The 24,251-nt window shown below is 52.4% G+C and carries 22 protein-coding genes; 6 read left to right on the forward strand and 16 right to left on the reverse strand.

Annotated features, from left to right (window positions below; all coding sequences use genetic code 11):
• Positions 1 to 48: 48 nt before the first annotated feature.
• The 6 genes from nlpD to ftsB all read right to left on the reverse strand — a co-directional run bounded on the left by nlpD (position 49) and on the right by ftsB (position 5,155).
• Complete coding sequence (gene nlpD, locus NAL19_RS16855) at positions 49 to 1,071, reverse strand: murein hydrolase activator NlpD (protein WP_225085598.1); 1,023 nt, start codon at positions 1,069 to 1,071, stop codon at positions 49 to 51.
• Positions 1,072 to 1,495: 424 nt separating this feature from the next.
• Positions 1,496 to 2,122 (reverse strand): protein-L-isoaspartate(D-aspartate) O-methyltransferase, encoded by a 627-nt coding sequence (locus NAL19_RS16860; RefSeq protein ID WP_225085599.1) that lies wholly within the window; start codon positions 2,120 to 2,122, stop codon positions 1,496 to 1,498.
• A 266-nt stretch (positions 2,123 to 2,388) separates the two neighbouring features.
• Positions 2,389 to 3,435 carry a tRNA pseudouridine(13) synthase TruD gene (truD, locus tag NAL19_RS16865; protein WP_263057940.1) on the reverse strand — a complete coding sequence of 349 codons (1,047 nt, stop codon included), beginning with the start codon at positions 3,433 to 3,435 and terminating at the stop codon, positions 2,389 to 2,391.
• 116 nt (positions 3,436 to 3,551) lie between these two features.
• The gene (ispF, locus tag NAL19_RS16870) at positions 3,552 to 4,049 is read right to left on the reverse strand and encodes a 2-C-methyl-D-erythritol 2,4-cyclodiphosphate synthase (protein ID WP_039361198.1); all 498 of its coding nucleotides are present in this window, start codon (positions 4,047 to 4,049) and stop codon (positions 3,552 to 3,554) included.
• Positions 4,050 to 4,102: 53 nt separating this feature from the next.
• Positions 4,103 to 4,816 (reverse strand): 2-C-methyl-D-erythritol 4-phosphate cytidylyltransferase, encoded by a 714-nt coding sequence (gene ispD / locus NAL19_RS16875; protein WP_263057941.1) that lies wholly within the window; start codon positions 4,814 to 4,816, stop codon positions 4,103 to 4,105.
• Positions 4,817 to 4,819: 3 nt separating this feature from the next.
• Positions 4,820 to 5,155, reverse strand: a complete 336-nt coding sequence (ftsB, locus tag NAL19_RS16880; RefSeq protein WP_225085602.1) for a cell division protein FtsB — start codon at positions 5,153 to 5,155, stop codon at positions 4,820 to 4,822.
• Positions 5,156 to 5,495: 340 nt separating this feature from the next.
• On the opposite strand from ftsB, the gene NAL19_RS16885 reads away from it, so the two are divergent.
• From NAL19_RS16885 to NAL19_RS16895, 3 genes are all read left to right on the forward strand, one after another.
• Positions 5,496 to 6,266 (forward strand): basic amino acid ABC transporter substrate-binding protein, encoded by a 771-nt coding sequence (locus NAL19_RS16885; RefSeq protein WP_225085603.1) that lies wholly within the window; start codon positions 5,496 to 5,498, stop codon positions 6,264 to 6,266.
• Between the two features lie 133 nt (positions 6,267 to 6,399).
• Entirely contained in the window at positions 6,400 to 7,164 is a 765-nt protein-coding gene (locus NAL19_RS16890; RefSeq protein ID WP_225085604.1) for an amino acid ABC transporter permease, read from the forward strand.
• Entirely contained in the window at positions 7,151 to 7,873 is a 723-nt protein-coding gene (locus NAL19_RS16895; protein WP_225088213.1) for an amino acid ABC transporter ATP-binding protein, read from the forward strand. The genes NAL19_RS16890 and NAL19_RS16895 overlap by 14 nt, the downstream gene beginning before the upstream one ends.
• A 59-nt stretch (positions 7,874 to 7,932) precedes the next feature.
• Here the strand turns inward: NAL19_RS16895 and NAL19_RS16900 are convergent, their stop codons facing one another.
• The 9 genes from NAL19_RS16900 to NAL19_RS16940 form a co-directional block, all read right to left on the reverse strand.
• A complete protein-coding gene (locus NAL19_RS16900; protein WP_205559389.1) occupies positions 7,933 to 8,277 on the reverse strand; it encodes a DUF3561 family protein in 345 nt (114 codons plus the stop codon).
• A gap of 46 nt (positions 8,278 to 8,323) precedes the next feature.
• Positions 8,324 to 9,004 carry an adenylyl-sulfate kinase gene (gene cysC / locus NAL19_RS16905; protein WP_263057942.1) on the reverse strand — a complete coding sequence of 227 codons (681 nt, stop codon included), beginning with the start codon at positions 9,002 to 9,004 and terminating at the stop codon, positions 8,324 to 8,326.
• Complete coding sequence (cysN, locus tag NAL19_RS16910) at positions 8,943 to 10,370, reverse strand: sulfate adenylyltransferase subunit CysN (RefSeq protein ID WP_411561442.1); 1,428 nt, start codon at positions 10,368 to 10,370, stop codon at positions 8,943 to 8,945. Before cysN ends, cysC begins: the two co-directional genes overlap by 62 nt.
• A gap of 74 nt (positions 10,371 to 10,444) precedes the next feature.
• The gene (gene cysD / locus NAL19_RS16915; protein ID WP_180741696.1) at positions 10,445 to 11,353 is read right to left on the reverse strand and encodes a sulfate adenylyltransferase subunit CysD; all 909 of its coding nucleotides are present in this window, start codon (positions 11,351 to 11,353) and stop codon (positions 10,445 to 10,447) included.
• 9 nt (positions 11,354 to 11,362) lie between these two features.
• Positions 11,363 to 12,805, reverse strand: coding sequence for a siroheme synthase CysG (cysG, locus tag NAL19_RS16920; protein WP_225085607.1), 1,443 nt, complete (start codon positions 12,803 to 12,805; stop codon positions 11,363 to 11,365).
• Between the two features lie 160 nt (positions 12,806 to 12,965).
• A complete protein-coding gene (locus tag NAL19_RS16925; RefSeq protein ID WP_263057944.1) occupies positions 12,966 to 13,700 on the reverse strand; it encodes a phosphoadenylyl-sulfate reductase in 735 nt (244 codons plus the stop codon).
• Positions 13,701 to 13,712: 12 nt separating this feature from the next.
• Positions 13,713 to 15,446, reverse strand: a complete 1,734-nt coding sequence (gene cysI, locus NAL19_RS16930) for an assimilatory sulfite reductase (NADPH) hemoprotein subunit (protein ID WP_263057945.1) — start codon at positions 15,444 to 15,446, stop codon at positions 13,713 to 13,715.
• Positions 15,446 to 17,275, reverse strand: a complete 1,830-nt coding sequence (gene cysJ / locus NAL19_RS16935) for an NADPH-dependent assimilatory sulfite reductase flavoprotein subunit (protein ID WP_263057946.1) — start codon at positions 17,273 to 17,275, stop codon at positions 15,446 to 15,448. Before cysJ ends, cysI begins: the two co-directional genes overlap by 1 nt.
• Before the next feature lie 279 nt (positions 17,276 to 17,554).
• On the reverse strand, positions 17,555 to 19,279 hold the full coding sequence (locus NAL19_RS16940) for a PilZ domain-containing protein (RefSeq protein ID WP_263057947.1): 1,725 nt from the start codon (positions 19,277 to 19,279) through the stop codon (positions 17,555 to 17,557).
• A 511-nt stretch (positions 19,280 to 19,790) separates the two neighbouring features.
• Between NAL19_RS16940 and NAL19_RS16945 the strand changes: the two genes are divergently transcribed.
• Both NAL19_RS16945 and NAL19_RS16950 read left to right on the forward strand, forming a co-directional pair.
• Positions 19,791 to 20,531 carry an EAL domain-containing protein gene (locus NAL19_RS16945; RefSeq protein ID WP_225085612.1) on the forward strand — a complete coding sequence of 247 codons (741 nt, stop codon included), beginning with the start codon at positions 19,791 to 19,793 and terminating at the stop codon, positions 20,529 to 20,531.
• A gap of 215 nt (positions 20,532 to 20,746) precedes the next feature.
• Positions 20,747 to 22,426: a hypothetical protein gene (locus tag NAL19_RS16950; protein WP_225088214.1), complete on the forward strand. Its 1,680-nt coding sequence runs from the start codon at positions 20,747 to 20,749 to the stop codon at positions 22,424 to 22,426.
• A 52-nt stretch (positions 22,427 to 22,478) separates the two neighbouring features.
• On the opposite strand, the gene NAL19_RS16955 is transcribed toward NAL19_RS16950, so the two are convergent.
• Complete coding sequence (locus NAL19_RS16955; RefSeq protein WP_225085613.1) at positions 22,479 to 23,771, reverse strand: ABC transporter substrate-binding protein; 1,293 nt, start codon at positions 23,769 to 23,771, stop codon at positions 22,479 to 22,481.
• A gap of 56 nt (positions 23,772 to 23,827) precedes the next feature.
• Between NAL19_RS16955 and NAL19_RS16960 the strand changes: the two genes are divergently transcribed.
• Positions 23,828 to 24,058, forward strand: coding sequence for a hypothetical protein (locus NAL19_RS16960; protein ID WP_263057948.1), 231 nt, complete (start codon positions 23,828 to 23,830; stop codon positions 24,056 to 24,058).
• Positions 24,059 to 24,251: the final 193 nt, after the last annotated feature.

A 24,251-nucleotide genomic window follows, 5' to 3' on the forward strand; every position in this document is an offset into this window, starting at 1 on the left:
GCTCCTACCCGTGATCCCTTGGCAGAATACCGAAATACTCTGCCCGATTTATCGCTGCGGCAGAAAACGCAGCGGGTTTACGGATTTCCCCTTGTAACGAATTTCAAAGTGCAAGCGAACTGAGCTGGTGCCTGTGCTGCCCATCGTAGCGATTTTTTGTCCTGCCGTGACGTCTTGTTGCTCACGGACTAGCATCGTATCGTTATGGGCATAGGCACTGAGGTAGTCATCATTATGCTTGATGATTATCAGATTTCCGTAACCACGTAGCGCGTTACCCGCGTACACCACGCGCCCACTGGCGGTTGCGGTGATCGGTTGCCCACGTGAGCCGGCGATATCAATCCCTTTATTTCCCCCTTCGGAATCGGAGAAACTATCTATGACTTTCCCATCGGTAGGCCAACGCCAACTGCCGACAGCAGCCGTATTGCTGCTGGCAACAGCCGCTGGTGCGGAAACAGGAGCGGTTGTCGTTGCCCCTGCCGTAGGTAACATCTTACCTACATTCTGTTTACCCTGATTACCAGAATACGCATTAGTTGACTGAGAATCAACCGATGTAGTTTGTATTTGAGCACTCGATGGCGGAGTTGGTACTCCCCCTCGGGTGGCATCGGTTGTTGCCAGCATGCCACCACCGCTCGTCAGACCACCGCCTGAAGCGTTGTTGCCGGACCCATTGCCTAAACTCAATGATTGCCCCACATTCAGGCTGTACGGTTCAGGAATATTGTTGCGCTGCGCCAGATCCCGGTAATCATTACCAGTGATCCAAGCGATATAAAACAGGGTATCGCCACGTTTAACGGTGTAGGAATTGCCACCGCTGTAACTGCCTTTTGGAATATTACCGTAGCTGCGGTTATAAACGATCCGGCCATCGGGCGTCGTTGCCACACTTTCACTCGTCGTTGAAATACGCGATGGTGGCGCAGATAACATTCCCCCTCGGCTGCCCGTATTTCCGTCAACGCTGCTGATCGGTGCGGATTTGGAATTATTGTTGGTACATCCAGCCAATCCTAAGACAATCACCGTACAAGCAGCAATGTGACGCAAATTCATCATTCGGCTTCCCATGCGCCTTACTCCCCTATAACTATAACGTTCAAAAAAATAGCGTTCAAAAAAGTGTCGATAACATTCAAGAAACCGTAATACTCAGAACCCAATTCGGACACGTTTGCCTCGCATCTGCTGCCGTTTTACTGGCTGTAGCCCAACTGCCCATTGCGTAGTTACTGCCGCTGCATAGTTACTGCCGTTGCGTAATTGCTGCCGTTGAGTAATTGATTGTAGCGTAAACGATATCCGCTCATGTATTCGTTAATTGGAACGAGAAAGATCGCTACTTCACCATCGCTGGCGCATAAGCAAAACGGGAAAGGCACCACGATGATTAGAGGCTAACAATATCAACAAGTTCGCACTATAAAACAGTTGTGTTGAAATTTTAAAGACTTAACAACAAATGCACACCAACGCCACGGTATCAGGCTAATTCCCCTTTGACCAGCGGAACAAACCGAACAGCTTCAACCGTTTGAATAATAAATTCACCGGCATGGCGCTGTACAACTTGCAGTATTTGCGACTGTTCCCCAACGGGCAACACCATTACGCCGCCTTCATCCAACTGTTCCAGCAGCGCACGGGGAATTTCCGGCGGCGCCGCGGTAACGATAATGGCATCAAACGGTCCGCGCGATGCCCAGCCCTGCCATCCATCGCCATGGCGGGTAGAAACATTGTGCAAATCCAGCTGCTTTAAGCGGCGCTTAGCCTGCCATTGCAGCCCCTTGATGCGCTCCACCGAGCAAACGTGTCGCACCAGATGCGCTAAAATCGCCGTTTGATACCCCGAACCCGTACCAATTTCCAACACGCGGGATACCGGCGTCAGACTGAGTAGCTCCGTCATTTTCGCAACCATATAGGGCTGCGAGATAGTCTGGCCGGAACCAATAGGCAGAGCGGTGTTTTCATACGCTTTATGTTCAAAAGCTTCATCAACAAAACGTTCTCTGGGTACGGCTTCTATCGCCTTCAGCAGACGTTCGTCCTGAATGCCCTGCTGACGCAGCTGCGCCAGCAACGTTTCTATACGCTTGTTTACCATTCCCCGCCGACCTCAGCTCTGGTTAACCTCGTCACCAATACAGCAATTTTACCGCACAAAGGCCAGCCCGCCGTCACGACCACACGGTTACTGGCATTTCTTCTCTCAACAATTTTCTGCAAAAACATCGCAGCACATCAGACTCATACCGACCACCTAAGGATCGAGATACCGAGGGCGACCACGGTGTGAGGTCTCCCTGCGGGAACCTCATCACCGTGTTTCCCTCTAATACATTCAGCCTTAAACGAACAGCATTAAGTACATCAGACACCGATATCGGCATCCTGATCTGAATGCAGCAATTCACGTACCACACTGGTCGCAAAACTGCCCGCAGGTAGCCAGAATGTCACTTCAACAGTCGCGTCGTCCTGCCATTCCCAATGCATCTGTTGCGGATACAGCAGTATCGCGCGCCGGGCCGATTCAACCCGTTCACGCTTGACCAACGACCACAGCGTTTCTTGTCCCGCCAAAGCCTGCTCTTCAAATTCGCGCGCCTCATCCTGCGTACCCAGCTCACCATCACCGGGCAACGGCGCAGTAATCTGGAGTTCGCCAGCATCAAGGCGCGTCTGTAAGGCTTCCAGTTCGTCAGGCTTAGCAACAAACCAGCTGCCGCGACCTGTCAACTGCAACGCGTCACCACACAAAACGGTTTTCGCCTGCGCTCCCGCCAGTCTTGCGCTGGCAACCTGATTAAACATCGCACTGCGGCTGGCGGAAAGATAAAAACTACGTTTATTACGCTCTTTTACCCGAATTTCGTTATTCGCCCAAAGACGCGCCTGCTCAAGATTATTTCCGTTGCGTCCGAAACGCTGGCTACCGAAATAATTAGGGACGCCGTTCGCGGCAATCAGCATCAAGCGCGCATCCACCTCGCGTCGATCGCTGACCTGACGCAGAACCAGAGTAAAATAGTTACCCCGCAGCGTACCGATACGCAGTTTGCGGCGGTGGCGAACGGACTCCAGCACGTCACAGCCTTCAAGCGCCAGCGAGGGGAAATCTGGCGTGTCCTTTCCCGGCATATGCAGACAAAACCACTGTTCGGTGACAGCATGACGATCTTTCAGGCCTGCATAGCTCACGGCCCGCAGCGGCAAGCGAGCGAATTTCGCCAGCATTTCGGCCACAAATTGCGTATTGCAGCCACGCTTGCGCACGCGCAACAGCACATGCTCACCGTCACCGTCTGGCTGGAACCCCAGATCTTCAACGACGACAAAATCTTCCGCAGCCGATTTCAATGAGCCGGTAGCCTGTGGTTCACCGTGCAACCAAACGAGTTGTTCGCTATTTTCCATCGTTATCCTACACGATCATGGCCGGATGACGCGCAGCCATGACCTTGTTTCTTATACTGTTAATTTTCTATGATTAATAGGATCATGTTGATAAGACATTACTGATAGAAAACGGCTTACCACGCAACAATTTCACCCGTTTCTTTTTTCACCAGCAAGGCAACGGCTTCGCAGGCAATGCCTTCACCACGACCGGTAAAGCCCAACTGTTCTGTCGTCGTGGCTTTCACATTGACGTCATCCATATGGCACAGCAAATCTTCTGCCAGATTCACGCGCATTTGCGGAATGTGCGGTGCCATTTTCGGTGCCTGCGCAATAATCGTGACATCCAGATTACCTAACTGATAGCCTTTTTCATTAATACGACGCCAGGCTTCACGCAGCAAGCCACGGCTGTCCGCGCCTTTAAACGCCGGATCGGTATCAGGAAACAGCTTACCAATATCGCCCAGTGCGGCGGCCCCCAACAGGGCATCCGTCACCGCATGTAGCACCACATCCCCATCGGAATGCGCCAGCAGGCCCTGAGTATAAGGAATTCGCACGCCACCGATCACCAGCGGACCTTCTCCACCGAACTTATGGACATCAAAACCGTGACCGATACGCATCGCGCATTCTCCTTATCTATATTTAACGAATAAATTTAGCGAATAAAATGAGGTTACTGCAAACGGGTTAAATAGAATTCGGCTAATGCCAAATCCTCTGGACGAGTGACTTTGATATTATCCGAACGTCCGCTGATAATTTGCGGGCGATAGCCACAATATTCCAACGCGGAGGCTTCATCTGTGACGGCAACGCCATCCTGAAGCGCCCGTTGCAAGCACTGTTTCAACAGCGCCGCAGGAAAAAGCTGCGGTGTCAGTGCATGCCATAAATCGTTACGTTCTACCGTGCGATCGATAAATCCATCCGTGCTGCGCTTCATGGTATCACGAACCGGGGCGGCCAAAATTCCACCAACGTCACTCTGTTCGACAATCGTCAGCAAGCGCGTCAGATCGTCCAGATGCAGACACGGACGCGCCGCGTCATGCACCAGCGCCCACGCGCTATCCGCAACGGCGGACAGGCCAGCCAGCACAGAATCAGCACGCTGCCGCCCGCCCGTAACGGCAAAAATACGGGGGTCGTTAGCAATCGCCAGAGTATGAAAAAATGCGTCATCAGGGCTAATAACGACAACGACACGCTGCACGCGCGGATGGCGTAAAAGCGCGTCGATAGTGTGTTCAAGAATGGTTTTATGGCCGGTTGCGTCATTACCAATCGTCAGATACTGCTTAGGACGATCGTTTTGCATTCTGCTGCCGTTACCCGCGGCGGGCAAAACGGCAACAATATCAGGCGGGGAAAGGCTCGGTGTCTGCATGCGTCAACGTTGTGTATTGTTGGATGGAGAAGGATTAGATGAAGTCGTATTCGCGCTACGGTGGTTCGATTCTGGTACCAGACGATAGAAGCTTTCACCGGGTTTGATCATACCCAGTTCATTGCGTGCGCGCTCTTCAATCGCTTCCTGTCCGCCATTGAGATCGTCAATTTCGGCAAACAGTTGTTCGTTACGGTCTTTTAATTTGGCGTTGTTCCCCTGCTGGACAACAACATCATCCTTCACCCGAACATAATCATGAATGCCATTCTTGCCCAGCCACAGTGAGTACTGAAGCCAGCCAAGCAATATCAATAATAACAGCGTAAGCTTTCCCATCCCGCCCCCTGAAAAACCGCCTAATCATCCCATAACTTTTGTTTCGACTCCACTGTGTCCGGCAGTGGAAGGCAAGATTCGCTCTGCCGCGTACCTAAATGGGGAGATTTCGGGCAAGAAGTCCCACTCAACACTCCCAGAAACCCTCGTATCTTCTATTCATCCCCCACTCTCCGCCACTTGTCAGAAGACGCAGATGTCCAGAAATAACGTAGATAAAACCGTCCACCGGAAAACGTCGGTTGAACCATTCGTGCTATCTGTGTATTTTTATGCATTCAAAGTGCATAAAAAAAGAAAATTTCACCTTTACGCTTTTATATCTAAACCAGGAGACACAATGTTCAAGAAACTGTTATTTGTTGGTGCGCTCTTCGCCACCGCACTCTCTACCAGCGCCTTCGCCGCTGAGCCTACTTACGTTGTCGGATCTGGTGGAACTTATCGCCCCTTTGAGTTTGAAAACGCGCAGAAAGAGTTGGAAGGCTTTGATATTGATATTATTAAAGCTATCGCCAAGGCAGAGAATTTTAATATCAAGCTGATCAATACGCCGTGGGAAGGCATCTTCGCGACCCTTAATTCCGGTGACCGTGACATTATCATTTCAGGTATCACGATTACCGACAAACGTAAGCAAATGGTCGATTTCTCCGCGCCTTACTTTCCTGCCGAACAGTCGATCGTCGTTCCTAAAGGCTCAACGATCGACTCGATCGCCGCGCTGAAAGATCACAAAGTGGGCGTGGTAAACTCCAGTACCGCCGATATCGTGGTCTCCGATGTATTAGGGAAAAACAGTACATCGATTAAGCGCTTCGATAACACGCCGTTAATGTTACAAGAGCTGTATGAAGATGGCGTGGGTGCAGCGGTTGGCGATGTGGGCGTGGTGAAGTTTTACATTAAGACTCACCCTGAAAAACAGTTCAATCTGGTTTCCGATGCCAAATTCGAACGTCAGTATTTTGGAATCGCCGTCGCGAAAGGCAACGATCAACTGCGTGAGAAGATTAACGCCGGGCTGAAAAAAATCGTTGCTGACGGCACCTACGCCAAGATCTACCAAACCTGGTTTGATAACAACGTACCAACTTTACCCGCAGAATAACGCCAGTAAGACACGGCGCGCTTCTCCTGGTCTTCATCGCCTCACGCGAGACATCGCACTCACCGGACAGCCAGCCTGTCCGGTTTAATTTAGAAGAATCATTACGTTAGCCTATTCAAAAAAGGAAACGATCTTGACGGGATTTCGTTGGGAGATCATTCAGGAATATGCGCCTCTCTTTATGGAAGGCACCTGGATGACCATCAAATGCACCATTATCTGTGTCATTCTTGGCACCTGCTGGGGATTAACACTCGGGTTAGGCCGCTTAGCGCAAGCGCCGCACGGCCCGTGGAAATATATCCTGCACTACGGCGTTCAATGGCCAGTACGCATCTACATCAGCGCCTTTCGCGGTACGCCGCTATTTGTGCAAATCATGGTGGTGCACTTCGCTCTGGTGCCGCTGTTCATCAATCCACGTGATGGCCTGCTGGTCACCAGCAATATTATGTCGGCCGATTTCGCCCGCACGCTGCGTGCCGATTATGGCGCGTTCCTCTCCTGCATTGTGGCGATTACTCTGAATGCGGGAGCCTATGTCTCCGAGATATTCCGGGCCGGTATTCAATCCATTGACCGTGGTCAGATGGAAGCATCACGCTCGCTCGGCATGAGCTATGGCCGAACCATGCGCAAAGTGATTCTGCCACAGGCATTTCGCCGTATGCTGCCACCGCTGGGCAATAACGCCATCGCGATTGTGAAAGATTCATCGCTGGCGTCGGCGATCGGATTGGCCGATCTTGCCTATGCCGCTCGCACGGTATCAGGGGCTTACGCCACGTACTGGGAACCCTACCTGGCGATCTCTATCGTCTATTGGGTTATTACTTTCCTGCTTTCGCTGCTGGTGCGGCACATGGAAACGAGGTTTGGCAAAAGTGATTCACGTTAAAAACCTGCAAAAACAGTTTGGGGATACACACGTCCTGCGCGGTATTTCCTGTGACATCGCGCCTCAGGAAGTACTCTGCCTGATTGGCCCATCGGGCTCAGGAAAAAGTACCTTTCTGCGCTGTATTAACGCGCTGGAGACGCTATCAGCGGGTGAGATTACGGTCAACGGTTTTGCCATTCACGATAAGAGAACCGACATCAACCGCATGCGTGAAAGCGTGGGAATGGTGTTTCAGCGCTTTAATCTGTTCCCGCACATGACAGTGTTGGAAAATGTGATCATGGCGCCGATGGATGTGAAGAAATTACCCCGTGCACAGGCCGTTGAACGGGCTAAAGCCTTGCTCAGCAAGGTTGGTTTGCTGGATAAAATAGATGCCTGGCCGAACAGCCTGTCCGGTGGACAGCAGCAGCGCGTCGCGATTGCCCGCGCGTTAGCGATGGAACCGGCCATCATGCTGTTTGATGAACCGACCTCCGCGCTGGACCCTGAACTGGTTGGCGAAGTGCTGGCCGTCATGAAAACGCTGGCGAACGAAGGTATGACCATGGTCATTGTGACCCATGAGATGGCATTTGCCAAAGAAGTCGCCGATAGAGTGATCTTCATCGATCAGGGGATCATTCAGGAACAAGGGACGCCAGAGGCGATCTTTACACATCCAAGTAATCCGCGTACGCAGGCGTTTTTGAGCAAAGTGCTGTAAATTCGCTCAATACTACAAAATCAGGCTGTCAGCGTCTTCCGCGCTGGCAGCCTGTTCTTTTACCACCCCGTTAGAAAAGAAAACACCAGCCAGAACAGACAGATCACCGTCAGCCCCGTCGCAAAAAGCGTATAAAAAATATAGCCTCTCAGCAAAAAACTAAACCCGACGCCAACCAGCACCGAAAACGGCATCAGCGCCAGAAAGAACGGCCAGGTGTAGAGCATGAAGAAAAACGTGGTATTGGAGCCGTATACCAGAAAGGGAATGCTAAAGGCCAACCAATAGAAGGAGAACCCCGTCACCGCCCCCATAAACAGGTAGGAAACGCCGTCATCCTCTTCTTGCGCTGGCCGAGTCTTGCTAATCGTTAACTGCGTGGCATTTTGCATAATCTTTCCCATTCTTCCCCTGCATCACCCAACAGCGCGGTGAAAAAAAGCGGGGATGTCAGAGCTTGATAATAGCTCGCTTGCCAAGCAGATCTAACAATTGGCCTGTCAAATTTGTTACTAATTGTTCACCATCCAGGTGACTATCGGGCGCGTCCGGCGCTTCATACGCCGAGTCGATCCCCGTGAAATTACGCAGTTCTCCCGCACGGGCTTTTTTATACAACCCTTTAGGATCGCGCGCTTCACAGGTCGCTAACGGCGTATCGACGAAGACTTCAATGAATTGCCCTTCACCCAGTAAATCCTGCACCATTTTACGCTCGGCGCGGTGCGGCGAGATAAACGCGGTCAGGACCACCAGACCGGCATCCACCATCAGTTTGGCGACCTCACCCACGCGGCGAATATTCTCGCGCCGATCGTCGTCGGTAAAGCCCAAATCCCGGCACAAACCGTGCCGGACGTTGTCGCCATCCAGCAGGTAAGTGCTGACGCCGCGAGCGTGTAGCGCCTGCTCCAGCGCTCCCGCCAACGTGGATTTACCGGAACCTGACAGCCCGGTAAACCAGATAACCACGCCCTGATGACCATGCAACTTCTCGCGCGACTCACGGGTGACATCGTGCGCATGCCAGACGACGTTCTCGTCAGTCGGTTCATCGCGTAAAGACACGTTATTTGCCCCCCAGCAGGTCGCGTGCACCCCAATGCGGGAAGTGACGACGCACCAGCGCATTCAGTTCCAGCTCAAACGCACTGTACGCGCCCGGCTCCTGATACACCTGCTCGATAGGTTCCCGTACCAGACCCGCGCCTACCGTGACGTTGCTCAGACGATCGATAAAGATCATCCCGCCCGTCACCGCGTTGTGCTGATAGTTGTCCAGCACCAGCGGCTCATCAAAAATCAGCTCAACCGAACCGATGCCATTCAGCGGCAGGTTCTCCGCGACGCGCTGCGTTAGCGTATTAATCTCAACCTGATACTGAATATTCTCGACTCGGGCACGCGTTTTTTTACCGCCAATCTTGATGTCGTAGCTCTGTCCCGGCACCAGCGGCTGCTCCGCCATCCAGACGACATCCACCAACGCATGCTGCACTGCTTTCAGTGATTCACTGCTATCGACCAGCAGATCGCCACGGCTAATGTCAATCTCGTCCGCCAGCACCAGCGTAATCGCTTCTCCCGCCTGTGCCTGCGGTAAATCACCATCAAAAGTCACAATACGGCTAACGGTAGATTCCACGCCAGACGGCAGCACCTTGACCCGTTGCCCGACGCGGATAATGCCGGAGGCCAGCGTACCCGCATAGCCGCGGAAATCCAGATTCGGACGGTTAACATACTGCACCGGGAAGCGCATTGGCTGTTCGAGGCTACGCTGCGCCACATTTACCGTTTCTAACACACCTAACAACGTCGGGCCGGTATACCAGCTCATCGTCGTGCTTGGCGTGGCGACATTGTCGCCATCCAGCGCGGAAATCGGCACAAAGGTGATATTCAGATCGGCAGGCAGTTGCTGGGCAAAATCCAGATAATCCTGCTTAAACTGCTCAAATACCGCTTGCTGATAATCAACCAGATCCATTTTATTCACCGCCACCACCAGATCGCGAATCCCCAGCAGGGTCGCAATAAAGCTGTGACGACGGGTTTGATCCAATACACCTTTGCGAGCGTCAATCAGCAGAATCGCCAGTTCGCAGGTCGATGCACCGGTCGCCATGTTGCGCGTGTACTGCTCGTGTCCCGGCGTATCAGCGATGATGAATTTGCGCTTTTCCGTCGAAAAATAGCGGTAGGCCACGTCAATCGTGATGCCCTGCTCGCGTTCGGCCTGAAGCCCGTCGACCAGCAGCGCCAGATCCAGTTTTTCACCCTGCGTCCCCAGACGCTTGCTGTCATTGTGCAGCGTGCTGAGCTGATCTTCATAAATTTGGCGCGTATCATGTAGTAAACGGCCAATCAGCGTACTTTTTCCATCGTCGACGCTGCCGCAGGTCAGGAAACGCAGCAGCGTTTTATCCTGCTGTGCGTGCAAATACGCTTCCACACCGCCCTGCTCGGCGATCTGCTGTGCAATCGCATTGTTGATGGCAACAGCATCTTTCTCAGCCCCATTTTCTGCGGCTGTGTCTTTTAACGAAATTTGGCTCATTCGACGATTCCTCAGAAATACCCTTGACGCTTTTTCAGTTCCATTGAACCGGCCTGATCGCGGTCAATTACCCTTCCCTGACGCTCGCTGGTAGTGGAAACCAGCATCTCTTCGATGATTTCCGGCAGCGTCTGCGCCTCGGATGCCACCGCGCCCGTCAGCGGCCAGCAGCCTAGCGTGCGGAAACGAACCATGCGTTGTTCGATAACTTCACCCGGTTGCAGGTCGATACGATCGTCATCCACCATCAGCAACATGCCATCGCGCTCTAGCACCGGGCGTGGCGCGGCCAGATAGAGTGGGACAATCTCGATGTTTTCCAGATAGATGTATTGCCAGATATCCAGTTCGGTCCAGTTGGAGAGCGGGAAAACGCGGATGCTTTCGCCTTTGTTAATCTGGCCATTGTAGTTATGCCACAGTTCCGGGCGTTGGTTCTTCGGATCCCAACGGTGGAAACGGTCGCGGAAGGAGTAAATGCGCTCTTTGGCACGCGATTTTTCTTCATCACGACGCGCGCCGCCAAACGCGGCATCAAAACCGTATTTATCCAGCGCCTGCTTCAGCCCTTCGGTTTTCATGATGTCGGTATGCTTGGCGCTGCCGTGTACAAAAGGGTTAATCCCCAATGCTTCGCCCTGCGGGTTACGGTGTACCAACAGCTCACAGCCGTAGGCCTTCGCCGTCCGGTCGCGGAATTCGTACATTTCACGAAATTTCCAACCGGTATCAACGTGCAGCAGCGGGAAAGGCAGCGAACCCGGATAGAACGCCTTGCGCGCCAGATGCAGCATCACCGAAGAGTCTTTACCGATGGAGTACATCATCACCGGATTACTGAACTCGGCCGCCACTTCGCGGATGATGTGAATGCTTTCGGCTTCAAGCTGCCGTAAATGCGTGAGTCGTTTCTCGTCCATACCCTTTCCTTAAGCCAAGTTTACTACCGCTGGGCGGCTGTCTTGCGGCACCGTCGGCGTTGTCTGACCAAACCAGGCAATCTGATGGTGTAAATCCACCACCTCGCCAATCACCAGCAGCGCCGGAGTCGGCGCTTGCCGTGCCAAATGTTCTAACTCGTGCAGCGTACCAATTTGCACCTGCTGATCGTGTCGAGTGCCACGGCTGATTACCGCGACAGGGGTCTGTGATGAGCGGCCATGCGCGATAAGCTGCTGTGCAATTTCCGCAGCTTTCATCGTTCCCATATAAATCGCCAGCGTCTGACGCCCGCGCGCCAGCGTTGACCAGTCCAGTTCATCGCCATCCGGACGGCAGTGGCCAGTAATAAAAAGCACGCTTTGTGCGTAGTCACGGTGCGTTAACGGGATCCCCGCATACGCTGTGACGCCCGCCGCAGCCGTCACACCGGGCACCACCTGAAACGTGATGCCAGCCTGCGCCACCGCCTGCAACTCTTCACCGCCGCGGCCAAAAATAAAGGGATCGCCGCCTTTCAGACGCACTACCCGCTTACCTTCTTGCGCCAGCGTCACCAATAGCTGATTAATCTCATCCTGCGGGAGCGAATGGGCACTGGCGCGCTTTCCGACGCAGATGCGTTCGGCATCGCGGCGCACCAGATCAAGCACGTCGGGGCTGACCAGATGGTCATACAGCACCACGTCCGCCTGCTGCATCACTTGTAATCCACGCAGCGTCAGCAGCCCAGCATCGCCGGGGCCTGCGCCAACCAGCGCCACTTCACCACGTGCTGCCGCGGGCAGTTGCTGCTCGTCTTGCTGATTAACCAGTTGCTGTTGCAGTTCATCTTCGGCCTGCGCCAACTGCCCAGCGGACACCAGCGAAGCGAAGCGTCCAACAAATAGCCGCTCCCAAAAACGACGGCGTGCCGGCATCGAATGCAGTCGGGTTTTAATTCTGTCACGCCAACTTCCGGCGATGTCTGCCATCGTGCCCAGACTGGTCGGCAGTAAGGATTCCAGTTTTTCACGCAGCAAACGCGCCAGTACGGGCGCCTGACCGCCGGAGGAAATCGCCACCACCAGCGGAGAACGATCGACAATCGAAGGAAAAATAAACGAACACTTTGGCTGATCGTCCACCACGTTCACCAGCAAATGACGCTGATTCGCCGCCTCAAACACCGCGGCATTCAGCTCAGCGTCATCCGTTGCGGCAATCACCAGAAACACGCCGGATAACAGCTCTGGCGTAAACGTCTGCGCCAGCCATTCAATCTGCCCAGCCTGATGTTGCACAGCCAACGGTTCAGCCAGTGCCTGCGCGACAATTTTTACCTCCGCACCCGCGCGTTGCAGTAGATCGATTTTGCGCGTAGCAACCTCGCCGCCGCCGACAACCAGTACCGGACGCTGACGAAGATCGGCAAATATAGGGAGATAGTTCACAATCGCCTTAACTAAGCAAAAAAGTAGATAATGCGACTATACGGTGAGGACAGAACACTTATGAAATGCCGAATTGGAATGACAAGTTCCGTAATGGAATAACAATACGTTCACAAGCGTTATTCAGGCGATAAAAAACCGGGCGGTGCCCGGTTTCTGTTCACCCTTCGTGCAGCCCACATTCGCGTTTCAGGCCGAAGAAGCGGGTTTCCTCTTCGCTCATGCCCGGTTCCCATTTGCGGGTGGTGTGGGTATCGCCAACAGACAGGTAGCCCTGATCCCAGAGCGGGTGATAGCTCAGGCCGTTTTCTTTCAGATACTGATAAACCGTGCGGTTATCCCAATCGATAATCGGCAGGAATTTGAAGACGCCACGCTGAATCGCCAGCACCGGCAAGTCTCCCCGGCTGCCAGACTGCTCGCGGCGCAGGCCAGCAAACCACGTTTTCGCCTTTAATTCGCTCAGCGCCCGATTCATCGGCTCGACTTTATTCAGTTGGTTGTAGCGCTCGATGCCTTCCACGCCCTGTTCCCATAGCTTACCGTAGCGCGCCTCTTGCCAGGCCGGAGATTCAGCAGCGCGAAACACTTGCAGATTCAGCTTCAGCTGCTCCGTCAGCGCATCAATAAACTGATAGGTTTCAGGAAACAGATAGCCCGTATCAGTGAGAATGACCGGAATATCCGGCCGCAGCTGCGTCACCAGATGCAGCGATACCGCAGCCTGAATGCCGAAGCTGGACGACAAAACATAGTCGCCCGGCAGATTCTCCAGCGCCCAGCTCACTCTTTCCTGCGCCGACAGCTGTTCAAGCTGACCATTCACGACAGCGAGCGCTGCCGCCTGCTCCGCTTTCGGTAACGCGTTGAGCGCCTCAAGATTAAATTCGGCCATCAGGCTCTCCTGTCAGTCATAAAAATCGCGGGCGGGATCCAGCACCGGTTTAATGATGTTGGTACGAATGGTGAAATCACCAAAGCCTTCATTCGGCTGGCGATCCTGCGCCCACAGCCCGATAAGCCGATCGATTTCTGCCAGGATCTCGGTTTCATTAATGTTTTCGCGATACATGCGGGGAATACGTGTTCCCTCGCGATTTCCACCGAGGTGCAGGTTATAACGTCCCACGGCTTTGCCCACCAGACCGATTTCCGCCAGCATCGCGCGGCCGCAGCCGTTCGGGCAGCCCGTGACGCGCAGAACGATATGTTCATCCCCCACGCCGTGCTGCTGCATGATGTCTTCCACTTTTGTGACGAACTCTGGCAGGAAACGCTCTGCTTCCGCCATCGCCAGCGGACAGGTCGGGAACGACACGCAGGCCATCGAATTCTTGCGCTGCTCGCTGACGCCGTCATCAATCAAACCGTGTTCACGTGCCAGCGCCTCAATCTTCGCTTTACTGCGTGCAGGAACGCCCGCGATGATCAAATTCTGGTTCGCCGTTAAGCGGAAATCCCCTTTATGGATTTTAGCGATTTCCGCCAGACCCGTTTTCAACGGGCGCCCTGGATAATCCAGAATACGGCCATTTTCGATAAACAGCGTCAGGTGCCATTTATTGTCGATACCTTTTACCCAGCCGATCCGATCGCCACGTCCGGTGAATTCATAAGGACGTACGGCGTCAAATTTCACACCAGCACGCGCTTCCACTTCCTGCTTGAAGTTCTCGACACCCACACGCTCCAGCGTGTATTTAGTTTTCGCGTTTTTACGGTTGGTACGGTTACCCCAATCGCGCTGCGTCGTCACCACCGCTTCGGCGATGGCCAGCGTATGCTCAACGGAGATATAGCCCAGCTCACTGGCCGTGCGCGGATAGGTTTCTTTGTCGCCGTGGGCGATAGAAAGCCCACCGCCCACCAACACGTTGAAGCCCACCAGACGGCCGTTATCAGCAATCGCAATAAAGTTAAGATCGTTGGCGTGCAGATCAACATCATTCTGCGGCGGGATCACCACCGTGGTTTTGAACTTACGCGGCAGATACGTCGACCCCAGAATCGGCTCTTCATCCGTCGTCGCGACCTTTTCCTGATCCATCCAGATCTCGGCATAGGCGCGCGTGCGCGGCAGCAAATGCTCAGAGATCTTTTTCGCCCACTCGTACGCCTGCTGATGCAGCTCAGATTCCACCGGGTTGGACGTGCACAGCACGTTACGATTCACATCGTTTGCCGTCGCCAGTCCATCCAGCCCAAGACGATTCAGCAGTTGATGCACTGGCTTCACGTTCGGTTTCAGAATGCCGTGAAACTGAAAAGTCTGACGGTTAGTAATACGAATACTGCCGTACAGCGTACTTTCGCTGGCAAATTTATCGATTCCCAGCCACTGTTCCGGCGTCATCACCCCGCCGGGTAAACGGCAGCGCAACATCATCGCATGGCGAGGTTCCAGCTTCTGTTCGGCACGCTCAGCGCGAATATCACGGTCATCCTGTTGATACATCCCGTGGAAGCGGATCAGCAGAAAGTTATCGCCGTTGAAGCCGCCAGTCAGACCATCATTCAGGTCTTCAGCAATCGTGCCGCGCAGAAAGTGACTTGCCAGCTTCATGCGCTCAGCATCAGCGAGTTTCCCTTCTACCACCAACGGACCAGGGTGTTTTTCACTGAAAACGTATTTTTCACTCATTAGTACACATCTCGCTGATAACGGCGCTCAAGGCGCAGGTCACTTAAAAATTCATCGGCTTGTTCACTGTCCATGCCGCCATGCTCAACTATTACATCCAACAGCGCCTGCTCGACGTCTTTGGCCATACGGTTGGCATCACCACATACATACAGGTGCGCCCCGTCCTGAATCCAGCGCCAGACTTCTGCGCCTTTTTCGCGCAGTTTGTCCTGTACATAGATCTTGTGTGCCTGATCGCGTGACCAGGCCAGATCGATATGGGTCAGCAGACCGTCTTTAACGTAGCGCTGCCATTCAACCTGATACAGAAAATCTTCCGTGAAGTGTGGGTTACCGAAGAACAGCCAGTTTTTCCCCCCGGCTCCTTCGGCATCGCGCTGCTGCATAAACGCGCGGAATGGCGCAATCCCCGTTCCTGGCCCAATCATGATAACTGGCGTGTCGGAATTGGCAGGCAGACGGAAGTTATCGTTATGTTCGATGAACACGCGGATTTCATCGTCTTCGCTCAGCCTGTCGGCCAGATAGCTGGATGCGCCACCCGCGCGCGCGCGCCCTTCGTAGTCGTAGCGCACCACTCCAACGGTGATGTGTACTTCGCTTTCGACTTCCGCCTGCGACGAGGCAATGGAATAAAGACGCGGCGTCAGCGGACGCAGCAGACCCAGCAGTTGATCCGCCGTCAGCTCAGTCGGTGCCTGTCGCACCATATCCACCAGCGGCGTACGCTGTGCAAACTGTTGCAGCGCAGGTTTATCGGCTATCAGCGACAGCAGTGTTTCATTGCGCGACAGTGCCGCATATTTCTCGACGATCGGCGCCGTGTTCTGCGTCAGCTCGAAGTGGCTTTTCAGCGCCTGCGATAATGGCAGCGTCTTGCCGTCAACGCTGACAGACTCATCACCTTTCAGCCACAGCAACTCCAGTAGTTCCTGCACCAACGTGGGATCGTTATCAAACCACACGCCCAGCGCGTCACCTGGCTGATAACGCAAACCGGAATCCCCGAGATCGATCTCAATATGGCGCACATCTTTTTCGGAGTTACGTCCGGTGACTTTCTGATTCACCGCAAACGTGGCATGCAGCGGGGACGCTTTGCTGTATGGGCTGCTGGTAATTTCATCCAGTGCCCCTTGAGAAGCGAGCTGTGCTACCGCCGTTCCCTGCACCGGCACACGTGCCTGCAAAATATCAACTAACTGACGGCGCCATTGCTCGGCCAGCGCCTGATAATCCACATCGGCATCAACGCGATCCAGCAGACGTTCAGCGCCTAACTCAGCCAGACGGCTGTCGAAATCCTTACCTGCCTTGCTGAAGAATTCGTAAGAGGTATCACCCAGACCAAACACAGCAAATGCCGTGTCTTTCAGCGCCGGCGCTTTTTTGGACAGCAGGAACTTATGCAGCGCAACCGCCTCTTCCGGCGGCTCCCCTTCCCCCTGCGTCGACGTCACGATCAACAGCAGTTTTTCCTGCCCGATTTGCTTAAACTTGTAATCACCCGCATTGACCAGATTGACGGACAGCTTGGCCGCCAGCAGATCGTCACGCAGCTGTTCCGCGACCCGGCGCGCATTGCCAGTCTGTGAGGCGGAGATCAGTGTGATCGTTTGTACTGGCACCGTGACTGCGGCGGCGGTCGTTGCCGTGGCGGTTATCGCCCCCGGCTGCACATTCCCAGGCTGCTGAACCAGCCCCCAGAAATAACCGGATAGCCAGGCCAGCTGCGTCGATGAGAAATCACCGGTTGCCGCCTGTAAACGCGTTAATTGCTCCGCACTCAGCGGAAGCAATGAAGTGGGGGAAACCGGAGTAGTCATTGTGATGTCTGTTTCCTTGTGCCTGTGCAGTTAGCCAACGACGCTAATACAAAAACATGCAATAAAAAGATGGATGGAGGATAAGGGTAACGATCTGCATCTTAACAATTAAAGAAATGATGGAAATATTAAATAACCAAAATGACTAAATGGTTTTTCTGATAATCCTTATTGCTTAAAGTGTTATGGCTGATGGCACGCGCGTTACATGGCGATATCAGTAAGAATGCATTCGAGAAAGCGGGGCTGCCACGCAACCCCATACAGACAGGATGTGAGTTAAATTTTCAGGACTTTTATGCCGAAATCATCTGGATTCACGATGTTTTCGAGCTGGCCGACCTGCAACAAGTCGCCTTTAGAGACGACGCTGCTGATATTGGTATCAGGAAAGCGCAGGTTCTTAACGAGGTGTACCGCAATAGGTCGGCCCTTTCTATCAATATCCATTACCCACCCGAGGAAGCCTCCCGAATATTTCGCCAGACTGCCTATCGGGTAGAGACCATAAATCTGGACATATTTGACCAACACGCCCTTGTCATAGGCGGCGTTCACCTCATAGATTTTGCGGTAGGCAGCCAATGGTGTGCGGGGCGAAACGCCATTGCGCGCATGCCTGAGCTTATTAATCGCCTTGATTACAGAGACCAGTCGGACTAAAGGCGACAATTGTTCAGCGCGTTTACCTTGCGGATAGCCGCTTCCGTCCAAACGCTCGTTAGCATTCTCAATCACATCACGGCAAGTGGGGCTGATCGCCCAGTCGAGTTCACGTAACTTCGCACACAACACTTCCACATGGCCGCTAAGGATCGCTTTCTGCGTCGGATTCATGTTGACCTTTAGCGATGGCAGACGGGCGTTAACCAGCAGCGGCTTGCCCATCGTGTGGAGTAACGCGCCCAACACCGCCTCGCGCACATGGGGATCGTGCGGATCGGCAAGAAGCAGCATATCCGCCAGCCGCCCTGCAACCTGTACCGCATGCCTGACCCAATCCGCCTCATCGCGCAGGAACGACAGCGCATACAGAAAAGCCTTTCTCTCTTTTTTGACCATATAGATCAGGGTGTCGACGCAGTCATAGAAAATCTCAACAGGCAGTTGATTGCGCGTTTTGATGTACATCAGCCCAATCTGAAGCCGATGGGCAACCTCCATGACGCCTCGTTCCATAGGCGTCTGGCGAGTACGTTTCTCACGTTCCTGGCTTTCTCGCAGCAAGAGGTTTTTCTCCTTGCTGCCCGGAATGAACAACGGGGACGAATACACCATGCTGCCAGTGACGCCAGTTCGATATGCCGCCTCTCTTTCCGACTCATGCGTATAATGAAGCAGGGCTTCAGACTGGGATGAAGACAAATTGATAAACTGGATACCGACAGCCGCATAGCCATTATTCCCAAAGGGCCGTATGTGGCGGATTCTTCCTTCGGCATAAAAGCTTTCCCCGTTAGGAAACTCCAGCGTAATGCCGGGAATATCCTGACCGACGTCAATCGCAATACTTTCCACCAGATCGATTTCAACCAGACAACCACCGGTCGATAAATTACGCAGCGTTCCAGGCACGTTAAGCGTATGCATATAAACTTCGATACGGACACGAGCCTGCATGCCAAGAATAAAAGGAATACGAATCGCCCCTCGGTTTTCAGTGACGAAAACCGAGTCTGGCAGGCGACACTCCAGACGATAAAACATACTGTCCGTCTTGAATAATTGCGTAGAAATATTACACAGACTGTAAGTTTCTCGTTCGATGTTCTCCGTACCTTTGAGCGCCTCCAAATCAAAATTCAAACCACCATCAGCAAGATATCTGTCGATATCTGAACCAGAATATTCTACTGCCAACACAATACGGTTTTTATCCAGATTCAATTCCGCAACGTCAGCCTTTAATGCATATAGCATATCCTTGGCATAGATAGACATCACATAGGGATGTTGCAGCAATGCGCTAATCACTTTAGCGGGAGGAGGAGAAAAATGTTCCACTATAATATCTACCTATTAACGCGATGGTGATATACCCCAAAATCCAAAAAGGACTTCTCTTTTTAATAAAATGAATGCTCACACGGAATTAAATGCTGATTCTTACTGAGTAGAACATCACCCAGATTCAATTCTGAGTTTTTCTCCCTCCTGATAGGATTACGAAACGGCAATCTTAACGTCGTTTATCATCCTAACAAGGATGCTATGAAGTCACAACGGTCACACGCCACTGTCAGATTGATTTAAATTCAAACAAAAACAACTTAACCACTAATTAAACAAAAATAATCAATTTAAAGCACCAAGTAAATTAATAAAATAAGAATTAAACACCAATCACAACATAGATTTAAACGATCATTATTTTTCATTCAATAGCCAATAACTATCAAATGAGAATTATTGATCATTTTAAACAATTTCCAACTATTCCAAATTGCTGTGTAGAATCCAGACGAGCAAAGCTATGGAATTCCTATTTCTATGGAGAGGGTGAGTAATCAGTAAAATGAATACAACAACATTGAATATTGATGGAAAAATTCTTAGGCTGACCGCAGAGTTCCAGCCTATCATCCATCTCCCTCACAATAAAATATTCCGCTATGAAGCCCTCGCCAGGTTTTATAATTCGGAAGGGACGCTCATATCGACTCAACAAACAATAGATAAAATAGAGAAGTATAAAGCAATTGATAAAGTGACAGACTTTATGTTTGATGTAGTCTGTCAGGTAATAAAAAACAAAAGCAGCATGACAATATCATTCAATCTTTCACATTTACTGTTTAATAACTCTGCCTATCTGGAAACGTTATACCAAAAATGCGTCATGCATCAGGTTAGCCCAAAGAATATAGAAATAGAGATCAGTGAAAAAACGACCCGACAGCAGTTAATAGACGGGATCCCCTTTTTAAATCAGGCCAAGAAATATGGCTTTATGCTTTCATTAGATGACTTCGGCGCAGGAAATCTACAAATAGACAGCCTGAGCCTGTTTGACTTCGATACCATAAAAATCGATCGCTCTATTATCGATGGCATCGGTAAAGAAGAGACAAAATCACAAAAACTAAAGGTCTTATTAAACAAACTCATTCCTCTTGGCGTAAACATTATCTGTGAAGGCGTGGAGAAGGCGACCGATTTGAACAGGTTAAACAAATACCACCCCATTGGGATTCAAGGATATATCTTCTATCGGCCACTCACATTCAGCCAATTAAGGCTGTTGGAAGGCTTTTAGCCGATATCCTTCATTTCTGTCACCCTACGTCGGCTGGTGAACGCGTCATCATGCCGCCGATAATCGACATCCCCACAATAACCGCCCCACCAACAACCTCTTACACGATCGACATTAGCGAACAGGCTCACATTTCTGGCGTTCGCTCCAGGAATTTATCCTTTGCGATAGCACATCAATGCGATACTCATACCAGTGGCAACGGGAGAAAAATGATGTGGCAACGGCGCGCGCTGGAACTCAATACGCAAGATATTTGGCATTGGCAACAGGTCCTTGCGGTCATCGATTATGCCCGCGAACAGGGTTTCAATACGCTGGTGCTAGGCGCAGCAGATTTGCTGGATAAGCTGGTCACGCCAGAAGCCTACAATAACGCGCGTTTTGACGATCGCATCAGCAGCCAGCAACGTTCTCGCTGTGTTTACCTGAATCAGGTCGCGGCGCACTGCCGTGAACAGGGGCTGGCGCTGTATCTGCAATGCAAAGAGCTGTCGTTCCCTACGGATTTACTGCTCCATCACCCGGAATTACTGGACGACAAACATAGCCTCCGTATGGATACCGATTTTTGGTGCGACTACCTTGCCGCCAAAGTCGAACTGCTGATGCAGCAGATCCCGCGGTTAAGCGGCCTGCTGTTGGCGATCTCCAATAGCGATAGCCTGCTGCGCTTTTCCGCGCCTTCTGGCGATGAGATCAACGGCGTCGTTCCCGTCACCACGCACTGGCCAACCAACGCCGACAGCGAACAGATCTATCACCGCCTCTTCTCCGCCGTCGCACGCGTGATGCACTACCATCAGCGCCACCTGGTCTTGCGTGCCTTTCCCGCCAGCCATCAGGATATCGGTAATGTCCTGAACGCCATTCGCACGCTGCCGGAATCCGTCTCTGTCGCGATCAAAGTCACGCCGGAACGCTTCTGGCCTGAGTTTCCCAATAACCCCGCGCTGCTGGATGTCAGCGGACGCGAAGTCTGGGTTGAGCTGGATTTGGCTGGGGAAGAAGTCGGCTGGGGTAACCTCCCCTTCCTGCGCTACACCGAAGTGCAAGGGCGGCTACTGTGGTGTCGGGAGAAAAATCCCGCCATTGTCAGCGCACTGTGTCGTATCAGTTGGGAGGGCGTAGATAATCACAGCGTGATCGGCACGCTCAGCGAATTTACGCTGTTCGCCTGTTCCCGTTTACTCACTCACCAGACCACATCGACCAACGAAAGTGCGCTGTTTGCACAATGGCTGATGACACGCTATGAGTGGCAACCGGATGAGGCGGTGCTGCACGCAATGCAAGCCTTGCTTGATCAGGCGCATCAGGCCATTTCCCTGTCGCTGTACACACGCCACCACGTGTTTCATCGCCACAGCCTGCTGCCAACCAGCTTTGGTCAGGCGATCTGGAGCCTGTACGGTCAGCTCAATCGTAACCACTGGTTGCCGGGCTCTGGTCAGGATATTACGTTCGATCCGCAGCATGCGGAGCTGGCTTCGCAGAACCTCTACCACATCGCGAAAGAGAAAGATGCCGCGTGGCAACTGGCGGAGCAGTGCCAGCAGGCCGCTCTGCAATTTTCTCGTGAACACACGATGCCAGAAGCGCTCAGGCAACGCTGGCAGCAGGAATGGCGCGGCCTGACGCTGTATTGCCGCGCTTTTGTTCACGCGCAGAAAGCCTTCTTTACGTTGCACTACTGCAAACAGGTGGAGAACAACTGGACGCTGCGGGAAATCGCCAAAACCAATATTCAGGCGCTGTACGGGATCGGGCATGAGATGGAAGATTTCTGCCTGCAACACCGGGCGTACCCGGTGAGCATGCATGTGATGTTTGATGCCGGGCGTCCACGCGCGTTAGCCGATAGCCTGCAACAGCAGTTGGCTGAACTGACGTAACGCACCGGCCAATAAAATACCTTAGTCAGTAACGACCTTCTCTGGTCAATGCTTAGCGAATCACCCGCTTCAGAATGCGCTCGCCTGAATTGCTGAAGTTTTTCGCCGATTCTTCCACGCTCTTCTTGCCATAGTCGAGCTGTTCGATAGTTTGCAGGATCAAGCTGGCAAGCTGAGGATCTTCAAGATAAGAGGAAACGGGCGTTTGCATCGGTTTTTCCAGCGCCAGTGATAATCCGACAACCGACAGATCGTTCGTATCCAGCTTCTGCTTTTCCTCCAGCGCTTGTCTGGCAATACGGCTGAGCGGAATACCGCGCTCGGTGCCCATCAGCAGCGCGCCTTCAGGATCGTTCATCAGATAGTTCAGCAACAGCGCCGCTTCTTTCGGATGTTTGGTATTTTTACTGATAGCAAACAGCATGGAGGGTTTGAAGAACTGCCCGGAATTATCCGACCCCGGCGTCATGATGTAGGGCCCTAATTCGAGCTTGCCGGGTGCCGCCAGCGGATCGGCGTATTTCTTCACAACCGAAATCCACAGATGAGCGCCGCCGTATTCCCCATTAATCCAGGGACGCGTTTCATACATCCCGACTTTGCCGAACGCATTGTAATACTTCGAGGACGGCATCACATGTTCGTCGATCAAACGCTTATAGAAGCGAAATGCCTCGATCCATTGCGCATCACTGTAGTTAAAGCGTTTGTTCTTTTCGTCGATCATGCCAATCTGGTATTTCTGCGTCATGTAATAGTTGAGCAGTTCCAGTAATCCTTCACCACTGTCCTGTGCAGGCGAGGCGATGGGGAAATAGTTATCGCCCAGTTTCTCTTTAAATACCTTGCCCGCCTGGAACAGCTCATCCCAAGTGGTGGGATACGGTAGCCCGGCTTTCTTCCAGGTTTCCGCGTTGTAATACATCACCAGCGCATTCAGCGAGGTGGAAATCGCGTTTACTTTGCCGTCAATTGTTGCAGGTTTTAGTGCATCTTCGGGAAAATCCTGCAATTTCAGCGTATCGGTCAGCTTATTCAGGTCATAAAAACCAGTACCGGTTTTGGAAAAAATCGGCAACCAGTTCCAGTTTACCTGCATGACATCCGGTTCTTCACCGCTGGCAATCTGCGTGGTCAGACGGGATAAGTGCCCGTCCCAGCCGGTATATTCCGGCCTCACGCTGATGTGCGGATATTTTTTCTGAAACGCTTCCAGCGCAGTCAACGTCGCCTGATGACGGCTGTTTCCTCCCCACCAGGAGAGGCGTAATTCCACTGGATCAGCAGCCTGCGCAACGGAACAGAGCGCAGAGAAGGCGATGAAAATCAGTCCAAGTAATCTCATTTTTCCCCCAACGACATTATTATTGTGTGTGTTTGGCGTACTGGTGTGGTGTGTGGATGAGAAAGCGGGTCGGGTACGTAACCGCCTGGCATTTTGGGAATCAACCTATCCCTCACCCTGACAAGATAGGCAGAACCCTTTTCGTCGCGCCAGCCGCGATGGCGGGAAAACGCGTGATTTGCGGGACTGGCGGAAGAAATGGTGATGGCCGCGTCGCGCTAGTCGGCGTTTCAACCACGCGACTCGAGCGCTATCTGGCACAGCAGGGAGGTGCCTCACATCATTAACTGACGCACCACACTAAAAAGAGATTTAATTCACAAATAAGAAACACAAAAACAACAAAACTGCACCGCGCGGGCGGTAAAAGAGAAAAGCAGCGTAAAAACGTGATGAAACACACATCGTATAAAACACCGCCTCACCTTCTTCGTTATGCCTTTCACATTCTCTTACGCCACATGCCATACGCTGTGAAGC

Origin of the sequence: Pectobacterium sp. F1-1 (assembly GCF_025643735.1) — a bacterium.
Lineage (GTDB): Bacteria > Pseudomonadota > Gammaproteobacteria > Enterobacterales > Enterobacteriaceae > Pectobacterium > Pectobacterium colocasium.

Excerpts from the sequence above, each read along its gene's own strand:
- nlpD (WP_225085598.1), bottom strand. The coding sequence starts at position 1,071 with ATGATGAATTTGCGTCACATTGCTGCTTGTACGGTGATTGTCTTAGGA.
- NAL19_RS16860 (WP_225085599.1), bottom strand. The coding sequence starts at position 2,122 with ATGGTAAACAAGCGTATAGAAACGTTGCTGGCGCAGCTGCGTCAGCAG.
- truD (WP_263057940.1), bottom strand. The coding sequence starts at position 3,435 with ATGGAAAATAGCGAACAACTCGTTTGGTTGCACGGTGAACCACAGGCT.
- ispF (WP_039361198.1), bottom strand. The coding sequence starts at position 4,049 with ATGCGTATCGGTCACGGTTTTGATGTCCATAAGTTCGGTGGAGAAGGT.
- ispD (WP_263057941.1), bottom strand. The coding sequence starts at position 4,816 with ATGCAGACACCGAGCCTTTCCCCGCCTGATATTGTTGCCGTTTTGCCC.
- ftsB (WP_225085602.1), bottom strand. The coding sequence starts at position 5,155 with ATGGGAAAGCTTACGCTGTTATTATTGATATTGCTTGGCTGGCTTCAG.
- NAL19_RS16885 (WP_225085603.1), top strand. The coding sequence starts at position 5,496 with ATGTTCAAGAAACTGTTATTTGTTGGTGCGCTCTTCGCCACCGCACTC.
- NAL19_RS16900 (WP_205559389.1), bottom strand. The coding sequence starts at position 8,277 with ATGGGAAAGATTATGCAAAATGCCACGCAGTTAACGATTAGCAAGACT.
- cysC (WP_263057942.1), bottom strand. The coding sequence starts at position 9,004 with ATGCGCTGGTGCGTCGTCACTTCCCGCATTGGGGTGCACGCGACCTGC.
- cysD (WP_180741696.1), bottom strand. The coding sequence starts at position 11,353 with ATGGACGAGAAACGACTCACGCATTTACGGCAGCTTGAAGCCGAAAGC.
- NAL19_RS16925 (WP_263057944.1), bottom strand. The coding sequence starts at position 13,700 with ATGGCCGAATTTAATCTTGAGGCGCTCAACGCGTTACCGAAAGCGGAG.
- cysI (WP_263057945.1), bottom strand. The coding sequence starts at position 15,446 with ATGAGTGAAAAATACGTTTTCAGTGAAAAACACCCTGGTCCGTTGGTG.
- cysJ (WP_263057946.1), bottom strand. The coding sequence starts at position 17,275 with ATGACTACTCCGGTTTCCCCCACTTCATTGCTTCCGCTGAGTGCGGAG.
- NAL19_RS16945 (WP_225085612.1), top strand. The coding sequence starts at position 19,791 with ATGAATACAACAACATTGAATATTGATGGAAAAATTCTTAGGCTGACC.
- NAL19_RS16950 (WP_225088214.1), top strand. The coding sequence starts at position 20,747 with ATGTGGCAACGGCGCGCGCTGGAACTCAATACGCAAGATATTTGGCAT.
- NAL19_RS16955 (WP_225085613.1), bottom strand. The coding sequence starts at position 23,771 with ATGAGATTACTTGGACTGATTTTCATCGCCTTCTCTGCGCTCTGTTCC.
- NAL19_RS16960 (WP_263057948.1), top strand. The coding sequence starts at position 23,828 with ATGAGAAAGCGGGTCGGGTACGTAACCGCCTGGCATTTTGGGAATCAA.